The organism is Candidatus Bathyarchaeota archaeon (assembly GCA_018396705.1).
Classification (GTDB): Archaea; Thermoproteota; Bathyarchaeia; order Bathyarchaeales; family Bathycorpusculaceae; genus DRVP01.
The window spans coordinates 76,615-102,613 of sequence record JAGTQZ010000004.1; the positions used below are offsets into that span (position 1 = coordinate 76,615).

At 43.7% G+C, this 25,999-nt stretch carries 22 protein-coding genes and 1 tRNA gene; 17 read left to right on the forward strand and 6 right to left on the reverse strand.

Features of this window, described 5'->3' with window-relative positions:
- Window positions 1-66: 66 nt before the first annotated feature.
- Complete coding sequence (locus tag KEJ24_04200; protein MBS7647017.1) at window positions 67-2,529, forward strand: molybdopterin-dependent oxidoreductase; 2,463 nt, start codon at window positions 67-69, stop codon at window positions 2,527-2,529.
- A 3-nt stretch (window positions 2,530-2,532) separates the two neighbouring features.
- Entirely contained in the window at window positions 2,533-2,880 is a 348-nt protein-coding gene (locus KEJ24_04205) for an oxidoreductase (protein MBS7647018.1), read from the forward strand.
- A gap of 23 nt (window positions 2,881-2,903) precedes the next feature.
- On the opposite strand, the gene KEJ24_04210 is transcribed toward KEJ24_04205, so the two are convergent.
- Window positions 2,904-3,806 carry a 4Fe-4S binding protein gene (locus KEJ24_04210; GenBank protein ID MBS7647019.1) on the reverse strand — a complete coding sequence of 301 codons (903 nt, stop codon included), beginning with the start codon at window positions 3,804-3,806 and terminating at the stop codon, window positions 2,904-2,906.
- 199 nt (window positions 3,807-4,005) lie between these two features.
- On the opposite strand from KEJ24_04210, the gene KEJ24_04215 reads away from it, so the two are divergent.
- Window positions 4,006-6,357: an FAD-dependent oxidoreductase gene (locus tag KEJ24_04215; GenBank protein MBS7647020.1), complete on the forward strand. Its 2,352-nt coding sequence runs from the start codon at window positions 4,006-4,008 to the stop codon at window positions 6,355-6,357.
- Window positions 6,354-7,184 carry a methyltransferase domain-containing protein gene (locus KEJ24_04220; GenBank protein MBS7647021.1) on the forward strand — a complete coding sequence of 277 codons (831 nt, stop codon included), beginning with the start codon at window positions 6,354-6,356 and terminating at the stop codon, window positions 7,182-7,184. The genes KEJ24_04215 and KEJ24_04220 overlap by 4 nt, the downstream gene beginning before the upstream one ends.
- Here KEJ24_04220 and KEJ24_04225 read toward each other — a convergent pair.
- Together KEJ24_04225 and KEJ24_04230 are read right to left on the reverse strand one after the other, a co-directional pair.
- The gene (locus KEJ24_04225; GenBank protein ID MBS7647022.1) at window positions 7,176-7,700 is read right to left on the reverse strand and encodes a 4Fe-4S dicluster domain-containing protein; all 525 of its coding nucleotides are present in this window, start codon (window positions 7,698-7,700) and stop codon (window positions 7,176-7,178) included. The genes KEJ24_04220 and KEJ24_04225 overlap by 9 nt on opposite strands.
- Entirely contained in the window at window positions 7,700-9,799 is a 2,100-nt protein-coding gene (locus KEJ24_04230) for a molybdopterin-dependent oxidoreductase (GenBank protein ID MBS7647023.1), read from the reverse strand. Before KEJ24_04230 ends, KEJ24_04225 begins: the two co-directional genes overlap by 1 nt.
- A gap of 96 nt (window positions 9,800-9,895) precedes the next feature.
- Between KEJ24_04230 and KEJ24_04235 the strand changes: the two genes are divergently transcribed.
- From KEJ24_04235 to KEJ24_04275, 9 genes are all read left to right on the forward strand, one after another.
- Window positions 9,896-10,372: a (Fe-S)-binding protein gene (locus tag KEJ24_04235; GenBank protein MBS7647024.1), complete on the forward strand. Its 477-nt coding sequence runs from the start codon at window positions 9,896-9,898 to the stop codon at window positions 10,370-10,372.
- Window positions 10,369-11,220, forward strand: a complete 852-nt coding sequence (locus KEJ24_04240; protein MBS7647025.1) for a CoB--CoM heterodisulfide reductase iron-sulfur subunit B family protein — start codon at window positions 10,369-10,371, stop codon at window positions 11,218-11,220. The genes KEJ24_04235 and KEJ24_04240 overlap by 4 nt, the downstream gene beginning before the upstream one ends.
- A gap of 19 nt (window positions 11,221-11,239) precedes the next feature.
- A complete protein-coding gene (locus KEJ24_04245) occupies window positions 11,240-11,686 on the forward strand; it encodes a DUF1284 domain-containing protein (GenBank protein ID MBS7647026.1) in 447 nt (148 codons plus the stop codon).
- 84 nt (window positions 11,687-11,770) lie between these two features.
- Window positions 11,771-12,832 (forward strand): succinylglutamate desuccinylase/aspartoacylase family protein, encoded by a 1,062-nt coding sequence (locus KEJ24_04250; GenBank protein MBS7647027.1) that lies wholly within the window; start codon window positions 11,771-11,773, stop codon window positions 12,830-12,832.
- Window positions 12,817-13,518 (forward strand): molecular chaperone TorD family protein, encoded by a 702-nt coding sequence (locus tag KEJ24_04255; GenBank protein ID MBS7647028.1) that lies wholly within the window; start codon window positions 12,817-12,819, stop codon window positions 13,516-13,518. Before KEJ24_04250 ends, KEJ24_04255 begins: the two co-directional genes overlap by 16 nt.
- A 124-nt stretch (window positions 13,519-13,642) precedes the next feature.
- Window positions 13,643-16,342, forward strand: a complete 2,700-nt coding sequence (locus tag KEJ24_04260) for a molybdopterin-dependent oxidoreductase (GenBank protein ID MBS7647029.1) — start codon at window positions 13,643-13,645, stop codon at window positions 16,340-16,342.
- 6 nt (window positions 16,343-16,348) lie between these two features.
- The gene (locus tag KEJ24_04265) at window positions 16,349-17,194 is read left to right on the forward strand and encodes a carboxypeptidase regulatory-like domain-containing protein (GenBank protein MBS7647030.1); all 846 of its coding nucleotides are present in this window, start codon (window positions 16,349-16,351) and stop codon (window positions 17,192-17,194) included.
- A 200-nt stretch (window positions 17,195-17,394) separates the two neighbouring features.
- The gene (locus KEJ24_04270; protein MBS7647031.1) at window positions 17,395-18,261 is read left to right on the forward strand and encodes a cyclase family protein; all 867 of its coding nucleotides are present in this window, start codon (window positions 17,395-17,397) and stop codon (window positions 18,259-18,261) included.
- Between the two features lie 12 nt (window positions 18,262-18,273).
- A complete protein-coding gene (locus tag KEJ24_04275; protein MBS7647032.1) occupies window positions 18,274-19,044 on the forward strand; it encodes a glucose 1-dehydrogenase in 771 nt (256 codons plus the stop codon).
- A gap of 110 nt (window positions 19,045-19,154) precedes the next feature.
- On the opposite strand, the gene KEJ24_04280 is transcribed toward KEJ24_04275, so the two are convergent.
- Window positions 19,155-20,387 carry a hypothetical protein gene (locus KEJ24_04280; protein ID MBS7647033.1) on the reverse strand — a complete coding sequence of 411 codons (1,233 nt, stop codon included), beginning with the start codon at window positions 20,385-20,387 and terminating at the stop codon, window positions 19,155-19,157.
- 1 nt (window position 20,388) lies between these two features.
- Window positions 20,389-20,802, reverse strand: coding sequence for a Zn-ribbon domain-containing OB-fold protein (locus tag KEJ24_04285; GenBank protein MBS7647034.1), 414 nt, complete (start codon window positions 20,800-20,802; stop codon window positions 20,389-20,391).
- 204 nt (window positions 20,803-21,006) lie between these two features.
- Between KEJ24_04285 and KEJ24_04290 the strand changes: the two genes are divergently transcribed.
- The 3 genes from KEJ24_04290 (at window position 21,007) to KEJ24_04300 (ending at window position 23,392) form a co-directional block, all read left to right on the forward strand.
- On the forward strand, window positions 21,007-21,804 hold the full coding sequence (locus KEJ24_04290) for an enoyl-CoA hydratase/isomerase family protein (GenBank protein MBS7647035.1): 798 nt from the start codon (window positions 21,007-21,009) through the stop codon (window positions 21,802-21,804).
- Between the two features lie 76 nt (window positions 21,805-21,880).
- The gene (locus KEJ24_04295; protein MBS7647036.1) at window positions 21,881-23,026 is read left to right on the forward strand and encodes a CoA transferase; all 1,146 of its coding nucleotides are present in this window, start codon (window positions 21,881-21,883) and stop codon (window positions 23,024-23,026) included.
- A gap of 291 nt (window positions 23,027-23,317) precedes the next feature.
- A tRNA-Glu gene (locus KEJ24_04300) sits at window positions 23,318-23,392 on the forward strand.
- A gap of 333 nt (window positions 23,393-23,725) precedes the next feature.
- Here the strand turns inward: KEJ24_04300 and KEJ24_04305 are convergent.
- A complete protein-coding gene (locus tag KEJ24_04305) occupies window positions 23,726-24,661 on the reverse strand; it encodes a hypothetical protein (protein MBS7647037.1) in 936 nt (311 codons plus the stop codon).
- Between the two features lie 340 nt (window positions 24,662-25,001).
- Here KEJ24_04305 and KEJ24_04310 point away from each other — a divergent pair, with 340 nt between their 5' ends.
- Entirely contained in the window at window positions 25,002-25,997 is a 996-nt protein-coding gene (locus tag KEJ24_04310) for a hypothetical protein (GenBank protein ID MBS7647038.1), read from the forward strand.
- The last annotated feature ends 2 nt before the right edge of the window (window positions 25,998-25,999 follow it).

Consider the following 25,999-nt stretch of genomic DNA (forward strand, 5'->3'; position numbering starts at 1 on the left):
CAAAATGCTGAATATATAAAGATTTATTTAGTTAATCCCATTTTCTTATGCTTCTAAGTCTCGGAGATGAAATTGTTGTCAAGTCAGTCTCGCGTTAAAGTTGTGCGTACTTTTGCTTGGTCAGCTGGTCCTGGTTGCCACGGGGGTTGTGGAGTCGAGGTTTACGTAAGAGACGGAAAGCTTGAGAAGGTGGAAGGAGACCCAAAGAATCCCTTTAACATGGGCAGAGTTTGCGTTAGATGTTTGGCGATGAAACAATATTTTTACCACCCCCAACGACTGTTGTACCCTTTGAAGCGGGTGGGAAACCGCGGTGAAAATAAATGGCAGAGAATCTCATGGAGCGAAGCCTTTGATATAATAGAGAAGAAATTTCGAGAAATAAGCGAGAAATATGGTCCTGAAAGTATACTTTTTTGTCAGGGAACGGGCAGAGATATAGGCGCCGCTATCACGTTACTTGCATATTCTGTCGGAAGCCCTAACTGGATTCAGCTTGGGCTAAGCGGACATGCATGTTACACTCCAAGACTTGCCGCCATGTGGCTAACAACCGGCGAATATCAGGTATTAGATGCCTCCCAATGGTTAGAGAAGAGATATGATGATTCAGAGTATACCCCGCCAAAATACATCATAGTTTGGGGTTACAACTTGCCAAGCACATGCCCAGATGGTTTCTTTGGACACTGGATAGTTGACCTAATGAAACGAGGATCAAAGCTTATAGTAGTCGACCCAAGAGTAACATGGCTGGCTTCAAGGGCAGAAGTTCATCTGCGCATACGCCCAGGAACAGATGGAGCTTTAGCTCTAGGTATGTTAAAGGTGATTATGAATGAAAAGCTTTACGATGAAGAGTTTGTTAAGAAGTGGACGAACGCCGCTTTTCTGGTTAGAACAGACTCTAAAAAGCTTCTCAGAGAAAGCGATATAAACTCAAGGGGTAAACGAGAAAACTTTGTTGTTTGGAACAAACGTGAAAATAATGTGGCTGTATGGAACACAAAGAACCTAACCTATGAACCCGCAGACGTTGAGCCTGCCTTAGAGGGATATTTCAATGTTACTTTGTCAGATGGCACCACTGTTAAATGTAAGACTGTGTGGACTGCATTAAAAGAAAGGGTAGCAAGCTACACACCGGAAAAAGTTGCAGATATTACTTGGATTTCAGATCCAAAGGACGTAGTTGAAGCAGCGAGGCTTTACGCCAAAAACAAGCCGTCGGCAATACACTGGGGAGTAGCGGGACCAGACCATGTGGGACCAAATGCTATTCCAGCAGCCCAAGCAATAACTCATCTCTGGTGCGTCACGGGCAACCTAGACATCCCTGGTGGAAATGCAATTGCAAGATACGCTTTTGGAGTTATTGTTTATCCATTCCACGCTGGAGTCGGTCCAGTATCTCCACCAGACACTTTCTATACAAAGAGATCAGGTGTATGGAAATATCCTATTATCAAAAATTTCCGATCCTGGGCTTTGTCTGACACGGCTTTAGAGCAAATGTTTACTGGTGAACCTTACCCAATAAAGGCGGTGTGGATGCAAACGTGTAACCCGATAGCAGGGCAAAGTCCTGAGCCTCGGAAACTTCTTGAAGGTTTAAGAAAATGCGACTTCGTGGTTGTCGTGGATGCTTTCATGACCCCCACTGCGGTTGCGTGTGCCGACATAGTTTTGCCCGTATGCACATTTATAGAGCGATATGGACTTAGAGCATGGTGGACCCCGCTGGAAGCTATGGTTAAGGCTGTTGAACCTTTAGGAGAAACAAAATCTGACTACGAAATATGTTTAGAGCTCGCAAAAAGATTTAACCCCAAAATCAAGTGGAAAGATCCTAAAGAAATGTTTACAGATCTCGCAAAAGCCGCTGGCATAGACTATGACGAGCTATGCGAAAAAGTTTGGATGTTCACGCCAAAAGGCCACCCATCAAGGCCGTATAAAAGATATGAAAGGGCTCTGTTAAGGTCCGACGGTAAGCCTGGTTTTCAAACACCATCCGGAAAAATTGAGTTATGGTCCTCGCTATTAGAGGATTGGGGATTAGAACCGCTGCCATATTATGAGGAACCACCATTCAGCCCAATAAGAACGCCTGAACTTTACAAGGAATACCCGCTTATTCTGGGAACTGGAAGGAGATCATGGGCGTTTTTCCATTCAGAGCATAGACAAATTCCATGGCTTAGAGAGCTAGATCCGGATCCCATCGTGGAAATTAATCCTGAAACTGCAGCCAAATATGGCATTAAAGACGGAGATTGGGTGTGGATTGAAAATCATTTAGGAAAGTGTAAAAGAAAAGCTGTGGTGACACCGATAATTCCTCCATGGATGGTTATGGCTCCTCATAATTGGTGGCTTCCGGAAAAGCCTGCCGCAGAGCCAAGCCTTTATGGAACATGGGAAATAAACGTAAACCAGCTGGTGCCCTATGGTTATATAGGTGAAGGTGGATTTGGAGCCCCTTACAAGACAATGCTTTGCAAAATATATAAAGTCAAGGAGGAGTAACACATGAGCAAAACTTCCAAAGTAACGTATGGGCTGCTCATCGATTATGAGTATTGTACAGGTTGCCACACGTGCGAGGTTGCATGCAAGCAGGAGAATAATCTTCCGGTGGGGGAGTGGGGGATAAAAGTTTTCGAAGTTATTCAGCAGTTGCCAAGCAAAAAACTCTACATTACATATATACCGTTCCCTACGGAGCTTTGCAACCTCTGCGTGGAACGTGTTAAGTCAGGAAAGCTGCCAGCCTGCGTAAAGCATTGCATGGCAAACTGTATGAGCTTCGGACCCGTCGACAAGTTGGCTGAAAAACTCAAAGAGAAACCCAGACAAGTGCTTTGGGCGCCAAAATAAAGTTTCGCAAGCCTGTATCCAAATTACTTCGTAGCGGAAACGATGCTGGCTTCAACGGCAGATGCTCTGGTGCACACTTTTTTCCTACACTTAACACTTAACTCTTTAACCAGAGTCTTGTATGACGTAAGCTTCTCTAGGGCTTCATTCCATGCACCGGATTTTATTTCTGAATGTAAGATTCTTGTTCTCTCGAGGGCTATGGCTTTTTGTGGGCAAACCTCCTGACAAGCTCCGCAGTATATGCAGAATTCTTCATCCACGAATGGTTTTCCTTCTTTATCAAGGCTTATGCACTTTGAAGGACAAACGTCAACGCAAGCTTGGCACTTTTCAGGGCATAAACTTGTATTCACTTTTATGATTCCGTTAATAGGCTTAACGACGTTAATAGCGCCTAGCGGACATGCTACCTCACACTTTTTACAGAAAATGCAGAGCTGTTTATACACTTGAACGTTAACAATTTTCCGGTTTTCGATGGGCCCCTCACCATCTGTGATTACCTTTACCGCCTTTGTTGGGCAAATTTCTTGGCAGGCCAGCTTGCAAACAGGATTGCATAAATTGATGTCAACTGAAATATCCTTAATAATCTTGGGGAAAGCCTCACTCTCAATGACCGGTATTCTTTCTTTTCCATCAATTTCTATTTTAATCGCGTTTAGAGGACATAAAACTACACATTCACCGCAGAAATGACATTTTCCAGCATCTATGTCAATTTGACATTTTTTTGCTAACCTGCCTTCATTAACTGTTGCTGATGATTTTGTCACAGCTTTTTCTGGGCAAATTCTTTCGCAAATCCCGCATCCGATGCAAAGCTCAGAGTCTAATGTTAGAACTTGACGTGTTGATAGCGTAGCCCTTTCTAATGCCACTTTTTTACGTGATCTGACTTTAACGGTCGCTCTTGAAACCATTTAAGCTTCCAACTTAGAGGATTTTAGGAAACTATTCTATGATATAAAGCTTTACTGCTTTAATCGCTAGCTTCCGATGGTGTCAAATAAAAATAGGCGACAAATTTTGAGTAAAGAATGGGGATAACCAGCCTATGAATCAGATAGACATATAAGAATTGATGAGGGAAAACATACAAGACATTGCCAGAAAACCTAAATGGAGCTGAATGGAGTGATAGGGGTTTACATTTGCCACTGTGGCCGCAATATTAAAGGAACAGTAGACGTTGAAAGGGTTAAGAATGCTGTTTCACGCTTCAGAGATGTTAAGGTGGTTGAAACGTATGATTATCTTTGCAGTACACCGGGGCAAAAAATAATTAAGGAAGGAATAAAAGAAAAAGGTGTCGATAGAGTTGTTGTGGCCGCATGTTCGGCTCAACTTCATCTTGAAACTTTTCGAAAGGCTGTTTCAGATGCTGGTTTAAACCCTTACCTTCTTGAAATGGTGAATATAAGGGAACACTGCAGCTGGGTTCACAACGATGTGGATAAAGCTACCTTTAAAGCCATAGACCTAATAAGGGGCGCAGTTAACCGTGCAAGGCATTTAGAGGAATTACAATCAATCAAAACCGTAGTCAAGAAGGACGTGCTTGTTGTCGGAGGAGGCATCGCTGGGATTCAATCGGCCCTTGAATTGGCAGCTAAGGGCCACAAGGTCTACTTAGTTGAGCGGAACCCCAGCGTTGGAGGCCACATGGCGCAATTAAGTGAAACCTTTCCAACCTTAGACTGCTCTTACTGTATATTGGCGCCGAGAATGGTTCAGGTTTCCCAACACCCAAACATACAGATAATCACCATGGCAGAACCTGTTGCGATAAGAGGCATACCAGGAGATTACACGGTTACGGTTAGGGTTAAACCCAGGTACGTGGACGAGAGCAGGTGCACAGGCTGTGATGAATGTGCGAAAGTCTGTCCTGTCCAAATATTGAATGAATTTGACGAGAATTTGGAATTGAGGAAGGCCATATTCATTCCGTATCCTCAGGCTGTTCCTCGTGTCTATGCGATTGATGCTGATCGTTGCATTAAATGTTTCAGATGCGTGGATGTTTGCGGTCCGAAGGCGATAAACTTTTCAAGAGAGCCTATCGAAATTGAGTTAAACGTTGGCGCGATAGTAATTGCCACAGGTTATGACTTAATAGACCCGCGAAATTTGGGTGAGTATTCATATGGAACGCATCCGGATATTGTAACGAACTTAGAGTTCGAACGCATAATGCGTTTAGGATTTCGCAGACCTTCGGATGGGAAAATCCCCAAAAAAGTGGCCTTCATCTTATGTGCTGGAAGCCGAGCGCTTCGAGAAGGTTCGAAAGAATACTGCTGCAAGATAGGATGTATGATCGCGATTAAACAATCCATAATCCTCATGAAAGCCGTGGCAGGAGCTGAACCTTGGATTTTTTACCAAGACTTGAGAGCAGCCGGAAGAGGGTATGAAGAGTTCCTTAGCAGAGCCAAAGATCAAGGTGTAAAATTCATCAGAGGCTTACCGTCAAGGGTCATACCGACAAAGAATGGGTTGGTGGTTAAAGCTGTTGATACAATTTCTGGGATTCCGATTGAAGAAAACTTTGATATGGTGGTTTTAAGCGCAGCCATAGTTCCAAGCTCGGGAACAGAAGCCATAGCAAAGGTTTTCGGTATCAGCATAGGAACTGACGGTTTTCTCCTTGAAAAACATTACAAGCTTGATCCAGTAGACAGTTTACGAAAAGCAATTTTTGTGTGTGGGTGCGCACTTGGCCCAAAGGACATAAGAGAGTCTGTTGAAGGAGCCATGGCGGCAGCCTCCAGAGTTGCATCTTTCATTGGCAAAGGAGAGCTAGAACATCCTCCAGAAGTGCCTAGAATAAATGTTGACAAGTGTAATCTCTGCGGTGAATGCGTCGCGATATGCCCAACCAACGCACTGCTGCTTGAAGGTTCAATGGTTAAAGTTGTTTCGGTGGCCTGCATCGGTTGTGGTGCATGTGTGACGGCATGCCCTCAAAAAGCTGTGGACCTTGCAAACTTCACTGAAGAACAGTTTATCGAGCAGATTAAAGGTGTATGTGAAGGAGAAATTGCTGAGCCGAAAATAATAGTTTTTGTCGAAAAAACTACCGCCTACGCTTCCCTTGACCTCGCCGGGACAAGGAGGTATAATTACATAGCCAACGTTAGGCCGATACCAGTGCCAAGCTGCATGCGCGTTGGAATAAAGCATGTTTTAGCAGCGTTTGCTTACGGCGCCGATGGAGTAGGCTTAATTGAAGGTGACGACAGTCCATTTTCCGGTGAAAAACTACGTCAATACACCACCAAACTTAAGGACGAATTGCGACGTTATGGAGTAAACCCGCTTAGGCTACAGTCCACAACCACAACTGTTCCGCAATACGATAAAACCGTCGACTTTCTACAAACCATGAGTGCAAGGATTTCCCGTCTAGGTAAAATTTCACAGAATGAAAGAGAAAAAGTAAAAGCTGCGCTTAGGAACCTGCAATGAAGGAAAAAGTGGAACTAAAAACTTCCGTTGTAAATTTCTACGAGGAAACTCTAAAAAAGAGCTTTAAAAGTTTTGTTCCAATATGCTATCATCCGGGAGGAGTAGAAACAACTGAAGTAATTCTAAAAGAGGTGGATGTAGGTAAGGGTGCTCACGTTTTAGATGTTGCGTCAGGCATGGGTGACACTGCGATTTATTTGGCGGCGAACCTGGAATCAAATGTTGTTGGCATAGACTTATCGCAGAAAATGGTTGTATATGCGAATACTTTGGCGAAGGGGGTTGAACTTGACTCTAAAATTACATTTTTAATGGCTGATGCTGAAAATCTTCCTTTTAAAGACAGCGTGTTTGACGCGGCCATAAGTGAATGCTCACTATGTCTAGTTCCAAATATGCAAAAGGCATTATCCGAAATGTGGAGGGTGATTAAGCTGGGAGCCAAAATAGTTGTATCGGATGTTGTATTAAAAGAAAAACTTCCTCTTAATTTAAACAATTTATTGTCGTACGCTAGCTGCATCGCCAGTGCCAAAACTTTAAATGAATACGTCGCTGAATTTGAGAAGGTAGGCCTAACAAAGATTGTAACTGCAGATCTTTCTCATCAAGTTGTCAGGCAAATCTGCCAATACCTAGAGGGTCGCAAAAAAAGCCCCGAAGAAATGGTGAGTGCCGGTGAATCGATGGTTAAAAGTTTTCCGGAGAAGTGCAGCATGAAAACTCTTCAGACAATCTCCTTTTACCTATGGCTTACTGGAAAAATAGGCTATTATATGATCAGCGGCGTCAAGAAAGACGATAAAAAGCCAAAGTTTTTAAGGTAGAATGTACAGGGCTGCCTTTTTCCCTTTCAAAAGAGAGATTAGTCTCCGCCCTTTTCGCTCTTTAGCTACTTTTTCGAGGTAGTCTACTGTTCCACAAACTATTGCACCAGTGGGACAAACCTCTTCGCAGGCCCTTGGCATCCAATCTGGGCGATCACTGCAAAATGTGCACTTTTGCATTTTAAGGTCGGGTCCATACTTGGGTGCACCGAAGGGGCAAACCCAGCTGCAAAGCCTACAGCCTAAACATTTATCCTTATCAACCAAGACGACTCCGTCCTCTCGTTTGTAGATGGCTTTGGCGGGACATGCAGCCATGCAATAGGGCTCTTCGCAATGCATGCATGCAATAGAGACATTTGTCCTTTCAACAGTTGGGAAAATACCGTTTTCAATTTCCATAACTGTGCGGTAAGAAGGAACATTTATACCGTTCCAAACGCGGCATGCTATTTCACAAGCATGGCATTTTATGCATCTTTCGATGTCAACAAAAAATCCTTTACGTGTCGACATCAAGCCTTCCTCACTCTAACTTTACATTCGTTATAGGCTACGGCCCCACTAATGGGATCCACATAGGTGTCTATAAGCCTATTGATACCTGCACCTTTCCCTTTCGCGGTATTTCCCATACTCCAATGGCCAAAACCAAAACCATGTACCACTGCAACGACGCCTGGAACGATGCCCTCAGTCACTTTAGCCTTAACTGTTATGCTGTCTAAGGGAGATTCTACAACTATGTAATCTCCGTTTTTAATTCCATACTTCTCAGCGTCTCTCGGGTTTATCTCCGCCCAATTCTCTTTTTCAATATCCATCAACATTGGAATATTTTGTGTTACAGCATTCGCTTGGAAGGGCAACCTTGCACTTATCAATCTAAAGGGATACTTTTCATCAGGAACAACCTTGGGTTCTTTAAATTCTGGCATTGGGTTTTGGCCTATAACTTCCATTAACATTGAATATATTTCAACTTTGCCTGACGGAGTTTTTAATCCGTCCTCATATTTTCTATATTTTGGTTGGCCGATCCAGAATCCTTTCTGTTTAAGCTCTTCCAGCGTAAACGGCAAGCCCTCTATTATGTTTCTCATCCATTCCTCTTCTGATTTCCAGTTAAAATACTTCCCATAACCCATTTTCTCAGCTATCCCCCTGACTATTTCGTAGATAGGTTTCGCTTCTCCGGGGGGCGGCACAGCGGGCTCAGAGTACAAAACCATAGGCGCATGATTGAATCCTTGGAGAATGTCGTACCTCTCGAAATAACAAGCATCCGGAAGAACTATGTCACAATACATAGCTGTCTCGCTAAGGTAAATGTCAACAGCAACTGAAAATTCAAGGGCCTTAAGAGCCTCGATCCAAAGCTTTGTGTTAGCGTCGCTCATAACCGGGTTAATCTGGGAGAGAATTAATGCCTTAACCGGGTAGGGCTTCCCCTCAAGTATAACTTTGGGCAACAGCGCTGAAGGAAAGTCAGGCGCGATGGAAAATCCCATAGCTTCACGCAGAGAAGGCTTTTCTATTTTTGCCCTTTCCTCTTCGGGAACTTTAATTGGCGGGTTAAGCGGTGGATCAAGTCCATGAGGACCGCCCGTGAGCAGAAGAGAACCCGGCTTATCAACGTTACCAGTTAAAGCATTTAACAGAAGGACAGCCCGCATTGAGTCGAAGCCATTCGTGTAGCATGCAAACCCGTGGTATGCACTGGAGACAGCTGGTTTTGTTGTGGCAAATTCTCTGGCTATTCTCCTTGTGGTGGCGGCTGGCACTCCAGTTATACTTTCAGCCCACTCAGCTGTGTAACCCTTCTCGTTAAGATGTTCTCTGAATTCGTTAAAGCCATAACAATAATTTTCTACAAATTCTTTATCATAGAGATTCTCATCAATTATCGTTTTGGCCATCGCTAGTGCTAAGGCACCGTCCGTGCCCGGCCTTATGGGGATCCATTCATCTGCTTTTTCAGCCGTCTTTGAAAGACGCGGATTAACCACCACAAGCTTGGCTCCTTTGTCTTTAGCTTCCATTAACCCCTGCAAAAACCCTACAATTCTAGGGGCTTCCAGCGGTTCTTTACCCCATAATAAAATGTACTTTGCGTTTTCATAGTCTTCTATCGCCCAAAAAGTTCCGAAAAGCGTTGTGCAAGCAGCATCAAACGTAGCGTCGCATGCAGCACTGTGATCATAAAGGTTCGGGGAACCGTAAAGGAGGTACAAAAAGCTTCTGTAAAAGGTGACACATCCTTGGCCATGGTCTATTGAGACAACAGATTCTGGACCATATTTTTCTTTTATTTCTTTAAGTTTTTGGGCTATTATGGTGAAAGCGTCATCCCATGTTATTCTTTTAAACTTGCCTTCGCCTCTTTCCCCAACTCTCATCATGGGATATTTTAACCGATCTGGATCGTAGGCGAACCATATGCTGGCTAAACCTTTCACGCATCTTTTGCCTTTTGTGTTCGGGTTGTCTGGATTACCCCTCGTGTATATTACTTTCCCATTTTTCACGTAAACTTCTATGGAACACCTGAAAGGGCAAACGTGGCAAAACGACCTAACCATTTTGGAACCTTTCAGCTTCTCTGCAGCTTCCATGTTCACCGCCTTGAAGATTGTGTACATTAAACGTGGGAATATTTATTAGTTGCTGATTCATTAATAAAAAGTTTACAAGCTAATAAGTGGTTTTAGATGGCTTTGCAGGATAACAAAGAAAGTCTGACAAAAAGAATAGTTGAGATAAGCGGGCAAAACGTGTTTTCATGCAACTTATGTGGTAAATGCACAGCAGGCTGCCCTATCGCAGAGGTTATGGATATAAAGCCTCATCAGGTCGTGAGGCTGGTTCAAATAGAACCTGAGATCCTGCTAAACTCTAGAGCGATATGGCTTTGCGCATGTTGCCTTGCTTGTGTAACCCGTTGTCCCAAACAGATAGATATCCCCAAGCTGATGGAGTCTCTCAGAATCATGATTCTGTCAAAGGGAACGGATTTCCTTGAATATACTCCGGATTTGTTAACATTGCTTCCTGTGCAAGCAATGGTTGCTGCACGAAACAGGTACACCTCGGTTAACTTGCCATCTGTGCATCCAAGTATGAGACTGGAGAAATACTTCACTCGCGAAAGGATATTCGCCTTAATTAAAGGTGAAACTCGCAAATGAAAATTCCATATTATCCGGGATGTCTCCCCTACTCGCGGACTATTGGGTTAAATTTGCCCATGAAAGCCATTGCAAAAGCCCTTGAACTGGAACTTGTAGAGGTTCCAGGTGTTTGCTGTGGAGCCTTTTTCACAACAAACCCTGCGGACATGTACGGTGCAGTTCGCACACTTTTGGACGCGAAGAGAGTTGGAAATGAGCTTATGACAACATGCGCCCTCTGTTACAATGTGCTCACACAGACAAACCTTACCCTTAAGCGAGACTCCAAAAAACGCGAACAAATTACTGCCTTTTTGGGCGAGGAATACAACGGTGAGGTGAAGGTTCTCCATTTTCTAGAGTTTTTAAGAGACCGAATCGGCTTTGACAAGCTGAATGATTATGTTAGAGTAAGCCTTAACGGCTTAAAAATAGCTCCATACTATGGTTGTCTGCTTCTTCGACCCTATGAAGCGATAAAACTTGATAACCCAGAGCATCCAAAAATTTTCGAAGATTTCCTAATGAGCATAGACTGCGAGCCAGTGAGCTTCCCATATAAAACCGAGTGTTGCGGATCTTATTTGGCCGCCGTATCCTTCGACGCCGTGATAGAACACTCTTATACAATAATTAATTCGGCTTTGATGAGCGGGGCAGAAGCCATAGCCGTGGTTTGCCCACTTTGCCATTTCAATCTTGACCAAATTCAGGAAAAAATTAGATCAAGATATAAGGGATTAAACGAAGTGCCCATATTCTATTTCACACAATTGCTTGCAATAGCTTTAGGGATTAAAGAATCCCTGGGTTTTGAGCAACATTTTGTTAATCCATATCCATTATTGGCTAAAAAAGTGGTATAACTTAGTTAGGAGGTATAAAATGTTAAACCTGAGAGCTCACCATCTGCTTTGCTTAATTGTTCCGGATTTCAATGATTTTAATACAACTGCTAGAAAGAAATTCAAAGAGAAAGGATACACAGACAATTACATTAACGCGTACATGAAGGCATTTAACATCGCTCGCACAAATAGAACCGAGGAAATAAGAGTTCTTGACAGACCGATGGGTGACGATACATGTGCACACTGCAGTAACTACATCGATGGTAGATGTGTTTCGTCATATGCATCGGTTTTTGCTAACTGGGATAGGGAAATTCTTTCTATTTTAGGACTGAAAGTAAATGACGTCATAAAAGTGCAAGACTTGGTTAGGCTTGTCAAGGAGAAAGTTGACCCCAAAAACATGCCAGGAGTATGTCAAGGATGCTTGTTTAATTTGGATGGCAGATGCCGTGAAAGACTGGCCTCCGCCAACATTTAATAAACTGCCGTCTTAGGTTATTTAGGCCCCGCAATAATAGGTAAATTTTATAGAGGAAGGCCTCTTTTATGAGGTGTGTTGGACATGGAGATCATGTCTGAAAATGTTATTGAAAAGCTACCAGATTCAATAGAACCCGGCAAACATTTTTACAGTTTGAAGTTGCTGGAACTTTGGGATGGATCAGCACTACGCTTACCAATATTGATAATCTCTGGGAAAAAAGACGGCCCAACTTTATGTGTTGTTGCATCTATTATGGGCGACGAATTTCCAGGAACTATCGCAGCAAGAAAAATTGCGTTGGAAACAGACCCGGAAAAGTTGAAAGGTACCTTAATATCAATTCCAATAGCGAATCCACCATCTTTTGGGTTTGGATCACATCCACCCCTACATGTAAGCCCCTTAGACTACATGAACATGAATAGAATCTTTCCGGGACGCCCAGATGGATACCCAAGTGAGAGGATTGCCTACGCGATTTTTGAGAAAATAATACGGAAAATGAAAACGAACTATGTAGTGTCTTTTCATGGAGGGGGACCTTACTGCGAAGTTTATCCGGCCACTTATTTCACGGAAACAGAAGTTGTCGAAGCCTCTATGGAGTTGGCTCTTGCCTTTGGGGTTGAATTAAACACCAAAATATCAAAGGAACTTTTGTCAACAGAGGAACCTGGGCGGGTCACTGGTACACTGGACGCGTGTTGTGGGAGGCATGCAATACCTGCCATAATCGCAGACATTGGTGGATGGGGTGTACTCTCAAATTACGGCTACTCATGGGCGGAGATAGGATACAAGGGGATCTTAAACATAATGAGGTACTATGGAATGATTCCTGGAAAGGCTGAATTCCATCCTAAAGCCAAAATCTTTGATGGGAGAGTTTGGGTAAGGCCGAACAAGGGGGGATTTTTCGAAGCTAAAGTTAACCTCGGCCAAGATGTTTCCAAAGGCGACATTCTCGGCATTATAACAGATATTTTCGGTAGAAAGAAAGAGGAACTAATTGCACCTAAAGATGGGATCGTGCAACTTGTGAGAACATATCCCGTCATAGGTTCTGGAGAGGAAGCATTCCTCATTCATTATGGCGGCAGACTTGCGAAATCACTACAAGGGGATTGTGTGCTATCGTAATGGGCTCAAAGGAAAGCGACTTTGAAGGCAATCTCTTACTAGACGTATTAAAAAACTGCTGTATCATATACGCTTTACTTGGAAGAATTTATGAGAAAGAGGTGGAGACCGACTTCCTTGAAGCTCTCAGCAAACGCATGGCGCTTCTCAAGAGCCAAAACATTGGTGACGAGGAATTGGAAAGGGGTATAAGATTATTAGGTAGTTACTTAAGTGCGTGGAAAAGTCGTGGCTTTAAAAACGCCGAGCCAGAGTTAGCGGTTGATTATGCCAATCTTTTTCTGGGGGTAAAAGGGCTACCTCACCCATCAGAATCCTCCTATAAATGCGGCTTCATGATGGCGAACCCAAGCGAGGAAGTGCTTAAAATCTATCAGAAAGCAAACCTTAACCTCAAGGAGAATTATATAGAACCCGCAGACCACATTGCAGTTGAACTCTATTTCATGGCGCACCTCTGCCAAAAAACCGCGGAAAGAATAGCTGACAACAATATGGACGAAGCGAAAAAATGTTTGCAGATCATGCAAAACTTTTTGGAAAAGCATCTCCTTTCATGGATTTATGCGTTTACCGAGGATGTTCTAAAGTCGGCTGAAACAGAATTTTACAAAGGCGTCGCTGTAATTACTAAAAGGTTCATTGAGCTTAACAGGACCTTAATAAAACGTGTGTTCAAACTTTAATACATGGAACAAAATGAGCGTAAGCCCTTTTTCGTTGCAAGTTTATAGACAAAATCTACGGGAAGTTTTTTAAATCATTAACCCGTAATGTTATTCCAAAAATAAAGGGTAGAGGAGCAGGCAAATGAATGTTAAAGAATTATCAAATATAGTTTCAGCTTTGGGTGTTGCCTTTGACGGAGCGGTTTCCGTCCAAGAAACACCGTTAAAAGAGGAAACTGTGCGGAACCCTAGCACTGACAACGTAAGAGTTTGCTACGTAAGCCATGGCTTAGGTGGCATTTCTGGTTCTGCTGAACCCTTAGAAGTTCACGTTAAAAACGGCAGGATATTGAGGATAAAACCTCTCCATTTCAACGGTGTGAGACTTTACGAGATAAAGGCTCGAGGAAAAACCTTCACCCAGCCCGCTAAAACTTTGCCCTACTGGGTTAGCTTAGCATACAAGAAACGCGTGTATTCACCAAACAGGGTTAGGTATCCTCTAAAGAGGGTGGATTGGAGCCCTGAGGACAGGAACCCACAAAACAGGGGTAAAAGTGGTTTTGTCCGAATAACATGGGATGAAGCTTTAGACATAATCGAGAAGGAACTGAAACGTATAAAAGAAACATACGGAATGTGGTCAGTGCTCGTGCAAGACGACGGCCATGGGCAGGGTGGAGCGGTACAGACACCTCACGGGGTCCATCATGAATTATTCCGCCAACTCGGAGGGTGGACGCAACAAGTTAGGAACCCAGACAGCTGGGAAGGTTACTACTGGGGCGCAAAGCACGTGTGGGGCATGGAAGGCCCGCATGCAGGTCTTCCTCACCAAGACGCCATATTCGATGACATCCTTGAAAACACTGAAGTGTTAATCTTTACTGGATGCGATCCTGAAGCAACAGTTGCGGGGTTTGCAGGTCAAATCGGAAGCATCATGTGCCGATGGTTTAAGGAAGCTGGAATTAAAATAGTAGCAATATCTCCGGACTGCAACTTTGCAAATGCAATACACGCTAACAAATGGATTCCAATAAGGCCCAATACGGACGGAGCGTTATATTTAGCAATTGCATACTTATGGATTAAAAACGGGACATACGACAAAAATTTCGTTCAAACTCACTGCGTTGGCTTTGAAGAGTTCCAGAAATACGTTATGGGAGAAGAAGATGGGGTGCCGAAAACACCAGAATGGGCTGAGAAAATAACTGGAATACCCTCTAGAGTAATAAAGGCGCTGGCTAAAATGTGGGTTAAAAAGCGGACGTCTCTTGCGCTTTTCTTTGGCGGTCCAAAAATCAGGGGGCCATATTCGCATGAAACAGCGAGGCTTGAGGTAATATGCTTAGCAATGCAAGGCTTAGGCAAACCTGGAAGACAGCTCCTAAGAGGATTTTATCCAGCAGCCACCGGCAAAAGAATAGCGCCTATCCCCCAGTACCCAGAGACCACTAGAACTTTCGTCAGCAGTCACATGGCTAGGTATACGGTCACGGCGGTTTCCCCAGTGATTGTTCCGAAGGTTCTTGTGGCTGATGCCATCTTGAACCCGCCGATAACCTGGTATGGTACAGGAGCTATAGCTGCAACACGTGAAGATCAATTCAAGAAATATACGTTTCCACCGGAGGGGCATCCCGGCATACGCATGATTTGGAATGCTAATGGCTGTTACATAACCTGTTGGAATAGCAAAATATTAGAGGCTTATCGAAGCCCGAAAATAGAGTTTATTGTAGCGGTTACCCCATGGCTTGAAAACGAGGCCTTGTTTGCTGATTTAATACTTCCAGCGCAGACAATATTTGAGCATGAAGACTTGATTATAACAAGCAGATCCGCCGTAAGTGCGACCACATATCAGGAAAAATGCATAGAGCCTATAGGTGAATCTAAAAGCGATTATGAAATATGTCGCCTAGTAGCCCAAAGGATGGGCATTGGAAACGCATTTCCCTCGCAAGAAGAACTCATGAAGAGCTTATATGAAGCGTCTTATGCTTTCACAAAATATGGGATAAGCTGGGACGAATTCAAGAAGAAGAAAAAAATAGTCATTCCAGACCATCCAACATGGGAAGAGTGGAAGCAAATCCAAAACAATATAGCTGCGACTTACGGCCTAACATGGGGTGCTAGGCCCGGCTTGACATGGTTCTACGAATTGCCAGAAGGGAAGGGCCTTGAAACCCCGACTGGTAAACTTGAAATCGTTTCTAAAGGGTTAGCTGAACATTTTCCAGACGACGATGAAAGACCCCCTCTACCACGTTACATACCATATGGTGAAACCCATCAAGAAAGCCTACTTCATCCAAGAGCCAAGAAATACCCATTACTTTTGGAGTCAAACCATCCAAAATGGAGATTCCACGCGCAAGGAGACGACATAACCTGGTTGAGGGAAATTCCCACCTGTAAAGTAAAGGGGCCTGACGGTTACCTCTACGAGCCTGTTTGGATTCATCCAAGCGACGCCGCCAAGAGGGGAATAGAAACTGGAGACATAGTGAAAGTGTACAACGAACGAGGAACAGTGCTCTGCGGAGCCTATGTTACGGAGCGGATAATGCCTGGAAGCGTTCTTGTGCATCATGGGGCGAGGGCTGACTTAATATCTGTAGATCCGCTTATAGACAGGGGTGGAGCCATTGACCTAATTGTTCCACCTAAGCCAATGTCGAGGAATGCTGTGGGCCAAGTGTGCAGCGGCATCCTCGTGGAGGTTGAAAAAGTGGACATTTCTGAACTTATGAAAAAGTATCCTGAGGTGTTTAAGCGTCCAATACATCCGGATGTCGGTCCATATTATGAAACATGGGTTATGGGGTGAAAATGAATGGGAAAAGCCTTTGTTATAGACGTGGCTAAATGTAACGGCTGCTACTGTTGCCAAATAGCCTGCAAGGATGAGCACGTAGACAACGACTGGAGTCCCTATGCAAAACCGCAGCCGGACACTGGACATTTTTGGTTGAAAATTGAGGAACGTGAAAGAGGTAGTACCCCAAAGGTGAGAGTAACATACATACCGCGTCTCTGCATGCACTGCGACAACCCACCATGCATTACAGCTTGTTCTGTAAGGGCGATATCCAAAAGAGCAGATGGAATAGTTCTCATAGATCCAGTAAAATGCAATGGATGCAAACAGTGCCTTAACGCTTGCCCCTACGGTGCCATATACTTTAACGACCAGTTTAAGATCGCTCAGAAATGCACCATGTGCGCCCATATATTGGATGGAAAAGATCCGCTTGTTAAGATTCCAAGATGCGTAGAGGTGTGTCCGCACAATGCAATAGTTTTCGGAGAATACGCAGAACTGAAAAACCTTATTGAAAAGGCGGAGATTCTGAATCCTGAATATAATACTAAACCAAGGGTTTATTATCTAAACTTGCCGAAACCGTTCATAGCTGGAGAGGTTTACGATCCGGAGCTGGATGAATGCATTGAAGGCGCAAAAGTAACGGCGATAAATTCGAAAACTGGGAAAACCTATTCCACAGAAACCGACGAGTTTGGAGATTTCTGGCTAGAAAACTTGGAATGGGGCTGCACATACAAAATTAACATAATAAAGGAAGGCTACATTCCATGGTCGATGGATGAGGTAAAAACGGATAAAGACGTAAACCTAGGCGAGATAACACTGCTTAAAGATAAAACCAAGAAACATTAAATTTTCAGTTTGGAAAAATTTTGATCGATTTATTCCCATTTTCTTTTTATGGGAGTAGCCAGATGTCTGCATATAGCACCCGAAGAAGACGGTTCCTTAGTAAAAACCTAACATGTTGGCAAGCGTGTTAATTATTTACATTGTTAAACCAAAAACAAAATAAGGGTGGTTCATTTTCACTTATGGCGGAGAGTGAATGTATGAGTGAAGATATACTTGAAAAATATTTGCACGGGTTCTTAGACAAGAAAGCACTTGGCAGTCCAGAAGAAGCTCTTAAAAAACCATCAGTGAAAATCTTTGGAAAGAACGTTGAAGTCTTCGACCTAACGCAGCCTTTCAGTGGAATGACGCCGATATGGCCTTATGCAGCTGGAAACCCGCAGGTCACAAGGCTACGTTCCCATAACCACGATCGTGTCGTAGCGCATTCGATAACGCATACAATGCACACTGCGACACACGTAGATGCACCGCTTCACGTTGAAGAGGATTATCCATCAATTGACCAAATGCCTCTGGAGCGTTACATAGGCGAAGGTGTTGTTGTGGCTATTCCTAAGAAAGCATGGGAAGTTATTACCCCTGAAGACCTTGAGAAAGTTGACCCTCCAATACAAGAGGGCGACATAGTGATAATCAACTCTGGCTGGCATGTTTACTATGGAGACAGCACCCGCTACTTCTGCTATGCTCCGGGACTATACAAGGATGCGGCTGAATGGTTTGTTAAGAAGAAAGTCAAGGGCGTTGGCGTTGATCAACCTGCTATGGACCATCCGCTTGGAACAAGACTTGTCCAAACCGCAGGAGGCTTCCAACCTCTTCTACCATGGTTGATTGATGCGTACAAAAAAGTTACTGGGCGGGATGTTTACCAAGATTTTCCATACTGGGAGCCGTGCCACAGAATACTATATACACATGGAATCTTTGGAATAGAGAATGTTGGAGGAGATATAGATAAGGTTACTGGCAAAAGATGTGTTATAGCGGCTTTTCCGCTTAAATGGCTTGGCGGCGACGGATCAATGGTTCGCGTTGTAGCTATGGTTGAGAAAAAGTAGGGAGGACAACCCGTGAAAGATTTGTTCAGGCTTGATGGCAAGATTGCTGTTGTGATAGGCGGTGGTGGAGGCATCGGAAGAAACCTTGCTGAGGGATTAGTTCAGTACGGTGCAAAGGTCGTCATAGCTAGCAGAAACCTGGAAAACCTGGAAAAAGTGGCTAGGGAAATAAGCTTGACTTTCAACGGCGAGGTTACTGCTTTTCAGGTTGATGTTACAAGTGATGAAAGTGTAGCGCGGCTAAGAGATCAAGTTGTGTCAAAATACGGTACTGTTGACATTCTAGTAAATTCGCAGGGATACAATGTAAAAAGCTCCGCAGTGGAATTTCCAACAAAAGAGTGGAATAATCTTTTTGACATTAACGTTAAAGGCACAATGCTGGCCTGTCGAGAGTTTGGAAAGGTAATGATTGAAAAAAGAAAGGGGAAGATAATCAATATATCGTCAGTAAGAGGAATTCGGGCGACAAAATGGCCTGGTAACCTTGGCTACTGCACAACAAAAAGCGCTGTGGACATGCTTACCAAGGCTTTAGCGGCTGAATGGGCTCAATATAACGTTAACGTTAACGCCATTGCTCCAGCGTGGGTGGATACAGGATTTTCTCCAAGCTTGAGAGACCCTGCACGTTTGAAAATAGCTTTAGAAAGCATACCCATGGGAAGAATAGCTACACCAAAAGATATCGTCGGCGTATGCGTGTTCCTCGCATCACCCGCATCTGACTATATAACTGGCCAAATAATCTATGTGGATGGTGGACTTACTCTCATAGGGTGACATTAGCCATTCCGTAACTTTTTCTCTATTCTGACAATTTTTAAGTAAAATTTATTGTTGGTATGCAGAAATCTAGAAAAACAAAGAAAACGAGATAAAGTGAGGGAAACTTACCATCCTTTTTCGAGAATTATGCATCCGTAGGCGCCATATGCACCGTAGGCGGTGCATGCTCCAATTTTAAGGTTTTTCTTTGCTTGTCGTTCTTGCGCTTCTCCCCTGATTTGCCTGAAAAGCTCATGGATCATTATAAATGCTTGACTCATTACCGCTTCGCCGAAGGATGCTGTCCCACCGCTTAGGTTCACTGGCAGTTCGCCATCATGTCTGATTTGTCTTTTTCTGATGAGTTTGTCCGTTTCTTCTCTTTCCCATCCCATTATTTGGTCGATCCAGTTTATAGTGTGGAAACAGCTTGTATCGTGACATTCAATAATGTCGATGTCTTCAGCTGTGATTCCTGCTAGTTTATAAGCCTTTTCTATGGGTTTACGCCATTCGGTGAAGGGTTTAAGCGCCTTAGCTCCACCTTGTGTTGAGAAGACCCGAAGTCGCGGTATAGGCTCACCGTAAACTGGGCCACCAACAGCTGAAGCGGCCACTGCTACGGGTTTATCTGTTATTTTTCTTGCAGTGTCCATATCCGTTATAACCGTCGCTCCTCCACCGCTGCTGGTAGCGCATATCATGTAGAGATGTAACGGGTCGCATACAACTGGCGAGTTTAGAACTTCTTGAGTTGTGAACACCTTTTTGTATCGTGCATATGGGTTTCTAGCACCGTACTCGCTTTGAATTTCTTTCACCAGCGCCATGAGTTCTCTTATGTCATTGACGTCTTTACCCATTTCATATGCGCGGCGTCGCGCCCACATAGCCCAGTAAGCTGGATTAGTTGCACCAATAACCTTTATTGCAGCAGCGTAGGGGTCGGGATCCAAAACTGACTGTCCCGGTAGGTAAAATCCTTTCGGTGAGTTGTCTACACCTGCAACGAGCACTTTTTTAAGCGTGCCAGTTTTTATCATGGAATCCGCAACTGCAAAAGATATTGAAGCGCTTGCGCATGCTGCACAAACGTTTATACATTGAGCTTTGCTTGAACCTATTCTCTCTGCAAGTCGATGAGCAAAGTGTTGAGCGCTTGTTGTAATATAGGACGGGCTGTCAAAGGGGATTGCTGTGGTGTTAGTGATTATGGCGTCAAGTTCTCCCGGCTTCATTTTTGCTTCTCTAAGAGCCCTTACAGCTACATCTGCAAGTTTGTCTATTAGCAGAGGTGTTGGGTGACCAGCTTCAACCCACTCGGTTATGGCAACACCAACAACTGCGCTTTGCGTCATACTACATCACCGGCTCAAAAAAGTAGCTTAAATACACGTTTTCGTTGTCCTCGTAAAGTTTGTCTATTTTAAGCCTTAACTTCATACCAATTTTCAACATTTTCTCGTCGGCCTTTATTCTGCTAACAACAGTTATGCCTTCGGGTAACTCCACCGCACCGACTATGTATGGTCCCTTATGGTACTGGAATGGTTCACGCAAACTATAGGCGTGAACCGTGTATGTGTAAAGTGTTCCTTCAGTGCTTAAGAAGCATTCCTCTACGTTGGCGCTATGGTCGCAGTCTGGATTGTTACACACGGTAGATTTTGGAAATTGTATGCTTCCGCATTTTGGACAACGGCTGCCAATTAACCTTGGCTTCTCAGAGGGCCACTCGAAAAGTCCATCCATAATAGGAACTTCTTTCTTCATATTAACCAACCCCGTTTATCGAGGTAGTGAAGTTAGGGTCTAATTTTAACTTTTTGGGTAAATCTCCAAATTTTGGCAAGAAACCATTCAGGAACGTAGAGTGTACAACAAGCACTTGTAAAATCAAGGCTCTCCGCTTGGAACAGAAAGCTAAATTAGCAAAAGACAAGATACATGAATGTTCAATCTGGTGAGAGGTGTTGAATGTTGAGCTTTGAATTTAAACGCATAATATATGAAAAGAAAGACGGTGTTGCATGGATCACTTTGAACAACCCTGAGCGATATAACGCCCTTGACTCTGAAATGCGAAAGGATTTAAAAATTGCTTTAGAAGACGCTGGCAAAGACAACAATATAGTTGCAGTTGTCATTAAAGGATCAGAAAAAGCATTTAGCGCTGGAGGCGATGTTCGTGCTTTCGCAGAAATGAAGCCCTTTGATGTTCTAGAATTGATCAGAGAACTTGGAACAGCATTTGTTTTGGGAAAAATTATCCGTGACATGCCGAAACCGGTCATAGCCGCCGTAAGCGGTTACTGTCTCGGAGCGGGGTTTGAGCTGGCGCAGGCATGCGACATAATATTTGCTTCAGAAGACGCTGTTTTCGGCCAACCTGAAATAAACGTTGGACTAATCCCTGGTGGTGGTGGAACCCAGAGGCTGCCAAGGCTTATTGGAGAAAAGAAGGCCAAGGAACTAATATTTACCGGAGATAGACTATCTGCCAAAGAAATGGCTGAGTTAGGCCTTGTTAACAAGGTTGTTCCATCGGATCAGCTTATGAATGTTGTCAACGAGTTCATTGGGAAAATTAAAAGTAAAAGTCCACTTGTTATTGGAGTCGCCAAAGAGGCGGTGAACCAGTCATTAGAAACAAGCTTGTCCGAGGGATTCAAATACGAGGCACAGCTCTTTGCACAGCTATTCAGCACAGAAGACCAAAAGGAGGGGGCAAAGGCTTTCCTTGAAAAAAGAAAGCCTGTCTGGAAAGGAAAATAGCCCGTTTGAGGATGCATTAAGCTCTAGGAACGTTTATAAATCCTTGATGTGAGAAACTTACCCAAAGTGATCCAACATGATAAAGGCACCACTAGAAGGAATAAAAGTTCTAGATTTTACCCATGAAGTAGCTGGACCGCACTGTACGATGCTTTTGGGTGATCTTGGCGCTGAAATAATCAAAGTCGAAGTACCGGGAAGAGGCGACAGAGGAAGACACTGGGTCGGCATGAAAGAAACCATATTCATAACAAACAACAGAAACAAGAGAAGTATCGTTTTAGACCTCAAAAGCGAAGAAGGAAGAAAAATAGCGTTTGAATTGGCAAAAAAAGTTGATGTCCTAGTTGAAAACTTTGTTCCCGGGACCTTGAAAAAGTTTGGCCTAGATTATGAAAGCGTCAAAAAGGTTAACCCAAAGATAGTTTATTGTTCAATTTCAGGGTATGGGCAAGACGGCCCGTACAGCAGTCGTCCGGCGTGGGATCCGATCATCGAGGCTGAGTCTGGGTTGATGTCGCTTACTGGAGACCCTGAACCATGTTTGCCTTCAAGGATACCTGCCTCAATCATAGACTATGGCGCCGGTGTCTATGCAGCTTTAGCAATAGTTTCGGCTTTACTATACAGAGAGAAAACCGGGAAAGGACAGATGATTGACCTTTCAATGTTGGATGTTTCCGCGTTATGGGCTGGATACTGGATTGCCTACAGCTCAATAACAGGGGAAGTCAGGGAAAGAATGGGTTCCGCTGCACCAGTTGGAGCACCCTACCAAGTTTTCAGAACTAAGGATTCATACATTTTCATTGCAGCCTTTGAAGATGAGCACTGGAAGAAGTTCTGCCAAGTTATAAAAGCAGAAGACCTTTTAAAAGACCCTCTATATGCAACGAGAGAAAGCAGAGCTACGAACAGAAAAACCCTCATAGAAAAGCTTAGCAAGATAATCAGCACATGGAACACTAAAGATTTGGTGGACGCTCTAGTTGCTGTGGGCGTGCCATGTGCCCCCGTAAACAATACGTTGGAAGTGGCAAACCACCCGCAACTGCTCCACCGAAACATGATTGTCGAAATCGAATACAAGGGACAGAAAGTAAAAATTCCAGGGATACCCTTCAAATTCTCGGAATGTCCGCTAAAAATTAGGCATCTCCCACCAGCGGACGTGGGACAACACACAGAAGAAGTTCTCCGTGAACTCGGGCTAAAACAATAGCTCACATGATTTTCCAAAATTTTTCTCGCGAATGTTTCATAATGACATATGTGTCTATTCATGATTTTGATCCTCACACCTTGGCCTAATTCTATGCATCAATTATGTGACGTTAGCTGAATGTAGATGCCAAAAACTCTAATAACGACGGATGACATGCAGCAACAGTTAAGATTGAAAGAGCAAAAAATTAATTGAAGCAATATTTGAATTTGTTAGATAAGTGAAAAAGAAAAATGTTATAGTACGTAAAAACCGAAATAGATATGGCTAGCAGCATTTCACGTGGTGGCTCCGGTAGTATAGTCCGGTCAAGTATAGCGGCCTCTCGAGCCGCGGACCCGGGTTCAAATCCCGGCCGGAGCACTTACCTTCTCGGTTCAATTCTCACTTTTCCTTCCTCGATCACGTTGAGTCCTTAAACATTTCTAAGACGTCATTGCGAAGTATGCAGACCATCTAATAACGATCCTTAGGCGATGCCGAAAACATGTTACTGGGTGTTAGCATGTATCCAGCGTAGTTAGGCTGAGCCGTGTCTCCATAACGTTGAGGGGGGTTCCTGCCTTAGCGTCGTCCTTATTGCTGTAAAGGTGTTGGGCAATCGCGCTCAGCTATAGTCCTAAATGCAAGGAAGTTTGTGCTTTCGACTAGAAAACTATGACTGTGGTGCACGCTGTGGCAGATGCAATATCTACTTCACCACTGGTAGAGCACGACTATTATGAAGAGGTCCACGTACACCATTCCGAATCCTGGATGATTGTACCAGCCGCCCTCATAGATCGGTCCGTAGAAGATCTCGTCATTTTGCGGCTCAACGTAGACGAGGCCTTCCTTGCATTTTATTGCGTTAAAGGCGTGGTTAAACTCGTTGCCTTGTGCGTCACGTCCCAAAACAGCTACTATTCCCATGTCCCAACGTTTGAGTTTGGCACGCATTGAAAGCATTACGGAGAAGTCGCCGCAAACGAAATCCCACATTGAATATGGCAGCCTATCCGTGTCATCCTCTTCAAGCCACTGGGACAGTTCGCTTATCGACGGCGTAACTGTTTCATTAGCCCAGAGTGGACTATAAATGGCGAAGCAAACTTGGCTATATGCCTCCTTGAGCGCTGAATAGTTTGCCTCAAGCACCTGATACTGGCCTAGAAGCGTTTCGTATTTGCTCTGTAGCTCTGAAAGGTTGTAGCTCAGAAGCACCGTGTAGTTTTGGAGCAGCGCCGTGTAAGTGTCGTTGAGCCTAGCGTAGGCTACCGTTAACTCAACATAATCTTCCATTAGGTTTTCAAGCTCCATGGACAGCCTCGAATAGTTTTCATTCAGCGCTGTGTAATTGCTTTGTAACATGCTGTAATTGCTGAGCAAATATGCATAGTCTTGCTGCAATGTAGCATAATCTTCTAGCAACGCGAGCTTCTCGTTCCAAACCTTTTGATAATCTGAGGCAATCTTATCATAATCCTCTAATAGTTGCGTGATGGAGGCTTCAAGCGCCTTGCATCTGGAGGTCTCCTCTTCAAGTGCTTCCTTTGTGGCGTTAAGGACATTCTCCAAACTCCAATTTTCATAGGCGAGAACAGTGGATATCAGGATTAGAATAGTGATAATTACCGTTTTCATGTGACGCATTGTTTCTTCACCATCCCCAACCTACTTCCTATTAAGTTCATTCTTTCAGGACAGGAAGCTTACGAATTGTCCAAATTTCGGTCGAACCCTACAACTTATCCAAATCCCTAAAAATAAACGTACCGTTTTTGCACGGTTAGCCTTGCCAGACACCGCAGTGGAGATGCTGTTGTAACGTAAAAGTTTAAAAGTTAAATGGTTACCATCAATTTTTAAGTGAGGTTTTATGAATTTAAAGTTGAACTTTACGTGTTTAATTTTATTTGGGTTACTTGGTTTTTCTCAGTTTAATTTGGGTCATTGTTGCTTTTTCGGTTCTCAACCGAAAGCGCTTGTGTTTTTGGCGTATTCGCCTTACTGGTTTCAGTATTTCAGGGGCAACAATTGGACTCATGTTGTTAGAGACCTTGAACTGATAAAATTGATGGGCTTTGATGGTGTCCGCATTCACTATGAGTATGTGGTTGAACTTGGTTTGGTTGAGCCTTTACTGGAGCATACGCAACGTTTGGGATTAAAGGTTATTTGGGCTACGCATGCCACCTACTGGAACAATAAGTTCCCAACGCGGGATTTTCCAAACGAAACTATTGTGCAGAACTATAAGGCTGAATTGCGTGTGATAGCCAACGCTTCTGCAAAGTATCCACATGTACTTTACGTTTCAGTCTTTTATCCAATACCGTTTCCAGCCGTGACTGGCATAACATATGATGAATGCTTACAGCGTATCAGCAGTGATGAATTCAACAATGCCTTGAAGGACATTGTTTCTTTTGTTAAAAGCTTCAGCGTAAAATGCACAGTGGAAAGTGAGGGCATCCCGTGGGATTTTCCAGTTAAGTTTATCGAGAATGCTGATGGTTACTTCATACAGCCTTTTTCAACCAAAAAAGATGATATTGATGCTCAGCACATTCTCGATTACGCGTCGTATTTTGAGAAAAGCGGGAAAAAAGTCTTCATAGGCGAGTACGGCTTTAGAACGTGGAAACCAGCGCACCATTGGGACTTTGGTATGGTTTCATGCGAAGCCGCCAAAGCAGAGCTTATCAAGCAATACTTTGATTTTGCAAGCGGTTGCTTTGAAATAATAACCTATTTCGCCATGTACGATGGAGACGGAGGCTGGGGACTGGTAAACAACGACGGAACATTGAGGCTCAGCGGTTGGAGTGCCTGCCAATGGCTTTACAATCGAGAAAATGCTGCTGCAATAGAGAAACTGCTAACTTATATGGCTGTTGGCATTATAGCTGAAGCAATAGCCGTGGCGGTGCTTGCTGCGTTTACAGTCTTAAACTATAGAAATATAGAAAAATTAAAACGCTGTTAAAA

Bases quoted from the DNA above. Each gene is read 5' to 3' on its own strand.
- KEJ24_04200 (MBS7647017.1), top strand. From the start codon at position 67: ATGAAATTGTTGTCAAGTCAGTCTCGCGTTAAAGTTGTGCGTACTTTT.
- KEJ24_04205 (MBS7647018.1), top strand. From the start codon at position 2,533: ATGAGCAAAACTTCCAAAGTAACGTATGGGCTGCTCATCGATTATGAG.
- KEJ24_04210 (MBS7647019.1), bottom strand. From the start codon at position 3,806: ATGGTTTCAAGAGCGACCGTTAAAGTCAGATCACGTAAAAAAGTGGCA.
- KEJ24_04215 (MBS7647020.1), top strand. From the start codon at position 4,006: ATGGAGCTGAATGGAGTGATAGGGGTTTACATTTGCCACTGTGGCCGC.
- KEJ24_04220 (MBS7647021.1), top strand. From the start codon at position 6,354: ATGAAGGAAAAAGTGGAACTAAAAACTTCCGTTGTAAATTTCTACGAG.
- KEJ24_04225 (MBS7647022.1), bottom strand. From the start codon at position 7,700: ATGTCGACACGTAAAGGATTTTTTGTTGACATCGAAAGATGCATAAAA.
- KEJ24_04230 (MBS7647023.1), bottom strand. From the start codon at position 9,799: ATGGAAGCTGCAGAGAAGCTGAAAGGTTCCAAAATGGTTAGGTCGTTT.
- KEJ24_04235 (MBS7647024.1), top strand. From the start codon at position 9,896: ATGGCTTTGCAGGATAACAAAGAAAGTCTGACAAAAAGAATAGTTGAG.
- KEJ24_04240 (MBS7647025.1), top strand. From the start codon at position 10,369: ATGAAAATTCCATATTATCCGGGATGTCTCCCCTACTCGCGGACTATT.
- KEJ24_04245 (MBS7647026.1), top strand. From the start codon at position 11,240: ATGTTAAACCTGAGAGCTCACCATCTGCTTTGCTTAATTGTTCCGGAT.
- KEJ24_04250 (MBS7647027.1), top strand. From the start codon at position 11,771: ATGGAGATCATGTCTGAAAATGTTATTGAAAAGCTACCAGATTCAATA.
- KEJ24_04260 (MBS7647029.1), top strand. From the start codon at position 13,643: ATGAATGTTAAAGAATTATCAAATATAGTTTCAGCTTTGGGTGTTGCC.
- KEJ24_04265 (MBS7647030.1), top strand. From the start codon at position 16,349: ATGGGAAAAGCCTTTGTTATAGACGTGGCTAAATGTAACGGCTGCTAC.
- KEJ24_04270 (MBS7647031.1), top strand. From the start codon at position 17,395: ATGAGTGAAGATATACTTGAAAAATATTTGCACGGGTTCTTAGACAAG.
- KEJ24_04280 (MBS7647033.1), bottom strand. From the start codon at position 20,387: ATGACGCAAAGCGCAGTTGTTGGTGTTGCCATAACCGAGTGGGTTGAA.
- KEJ24_04285 (MBS7647034.1), bottom strand. From the start codon at position 20,802: ATGAAGAAAGAAGTTCCTATTATGGATGGACTTTTCGAGTGGCCCTCT.
- KEJ24_04290 (MBS7647035.1), top strand. From the start codon at position 21,007: ATGTTGAGCTTTGAATTTAAACGCATAATATATGAAAAGAAAGACGGT.
- KEJ24_04295 (MBS7647036.1), top strand. From the start codon at position 21,881: ATGATAAAGGCACCACTAGAAGGAATAAAAGTTCTAGATTTTACCCAT.
- KEJ24_04305 (MBS7647037.1), bottom strand. From the start codon at position 24,661: ATGCGTCACATGAAAACGGTAATTATCACTATTCTAATCCTGATATCC.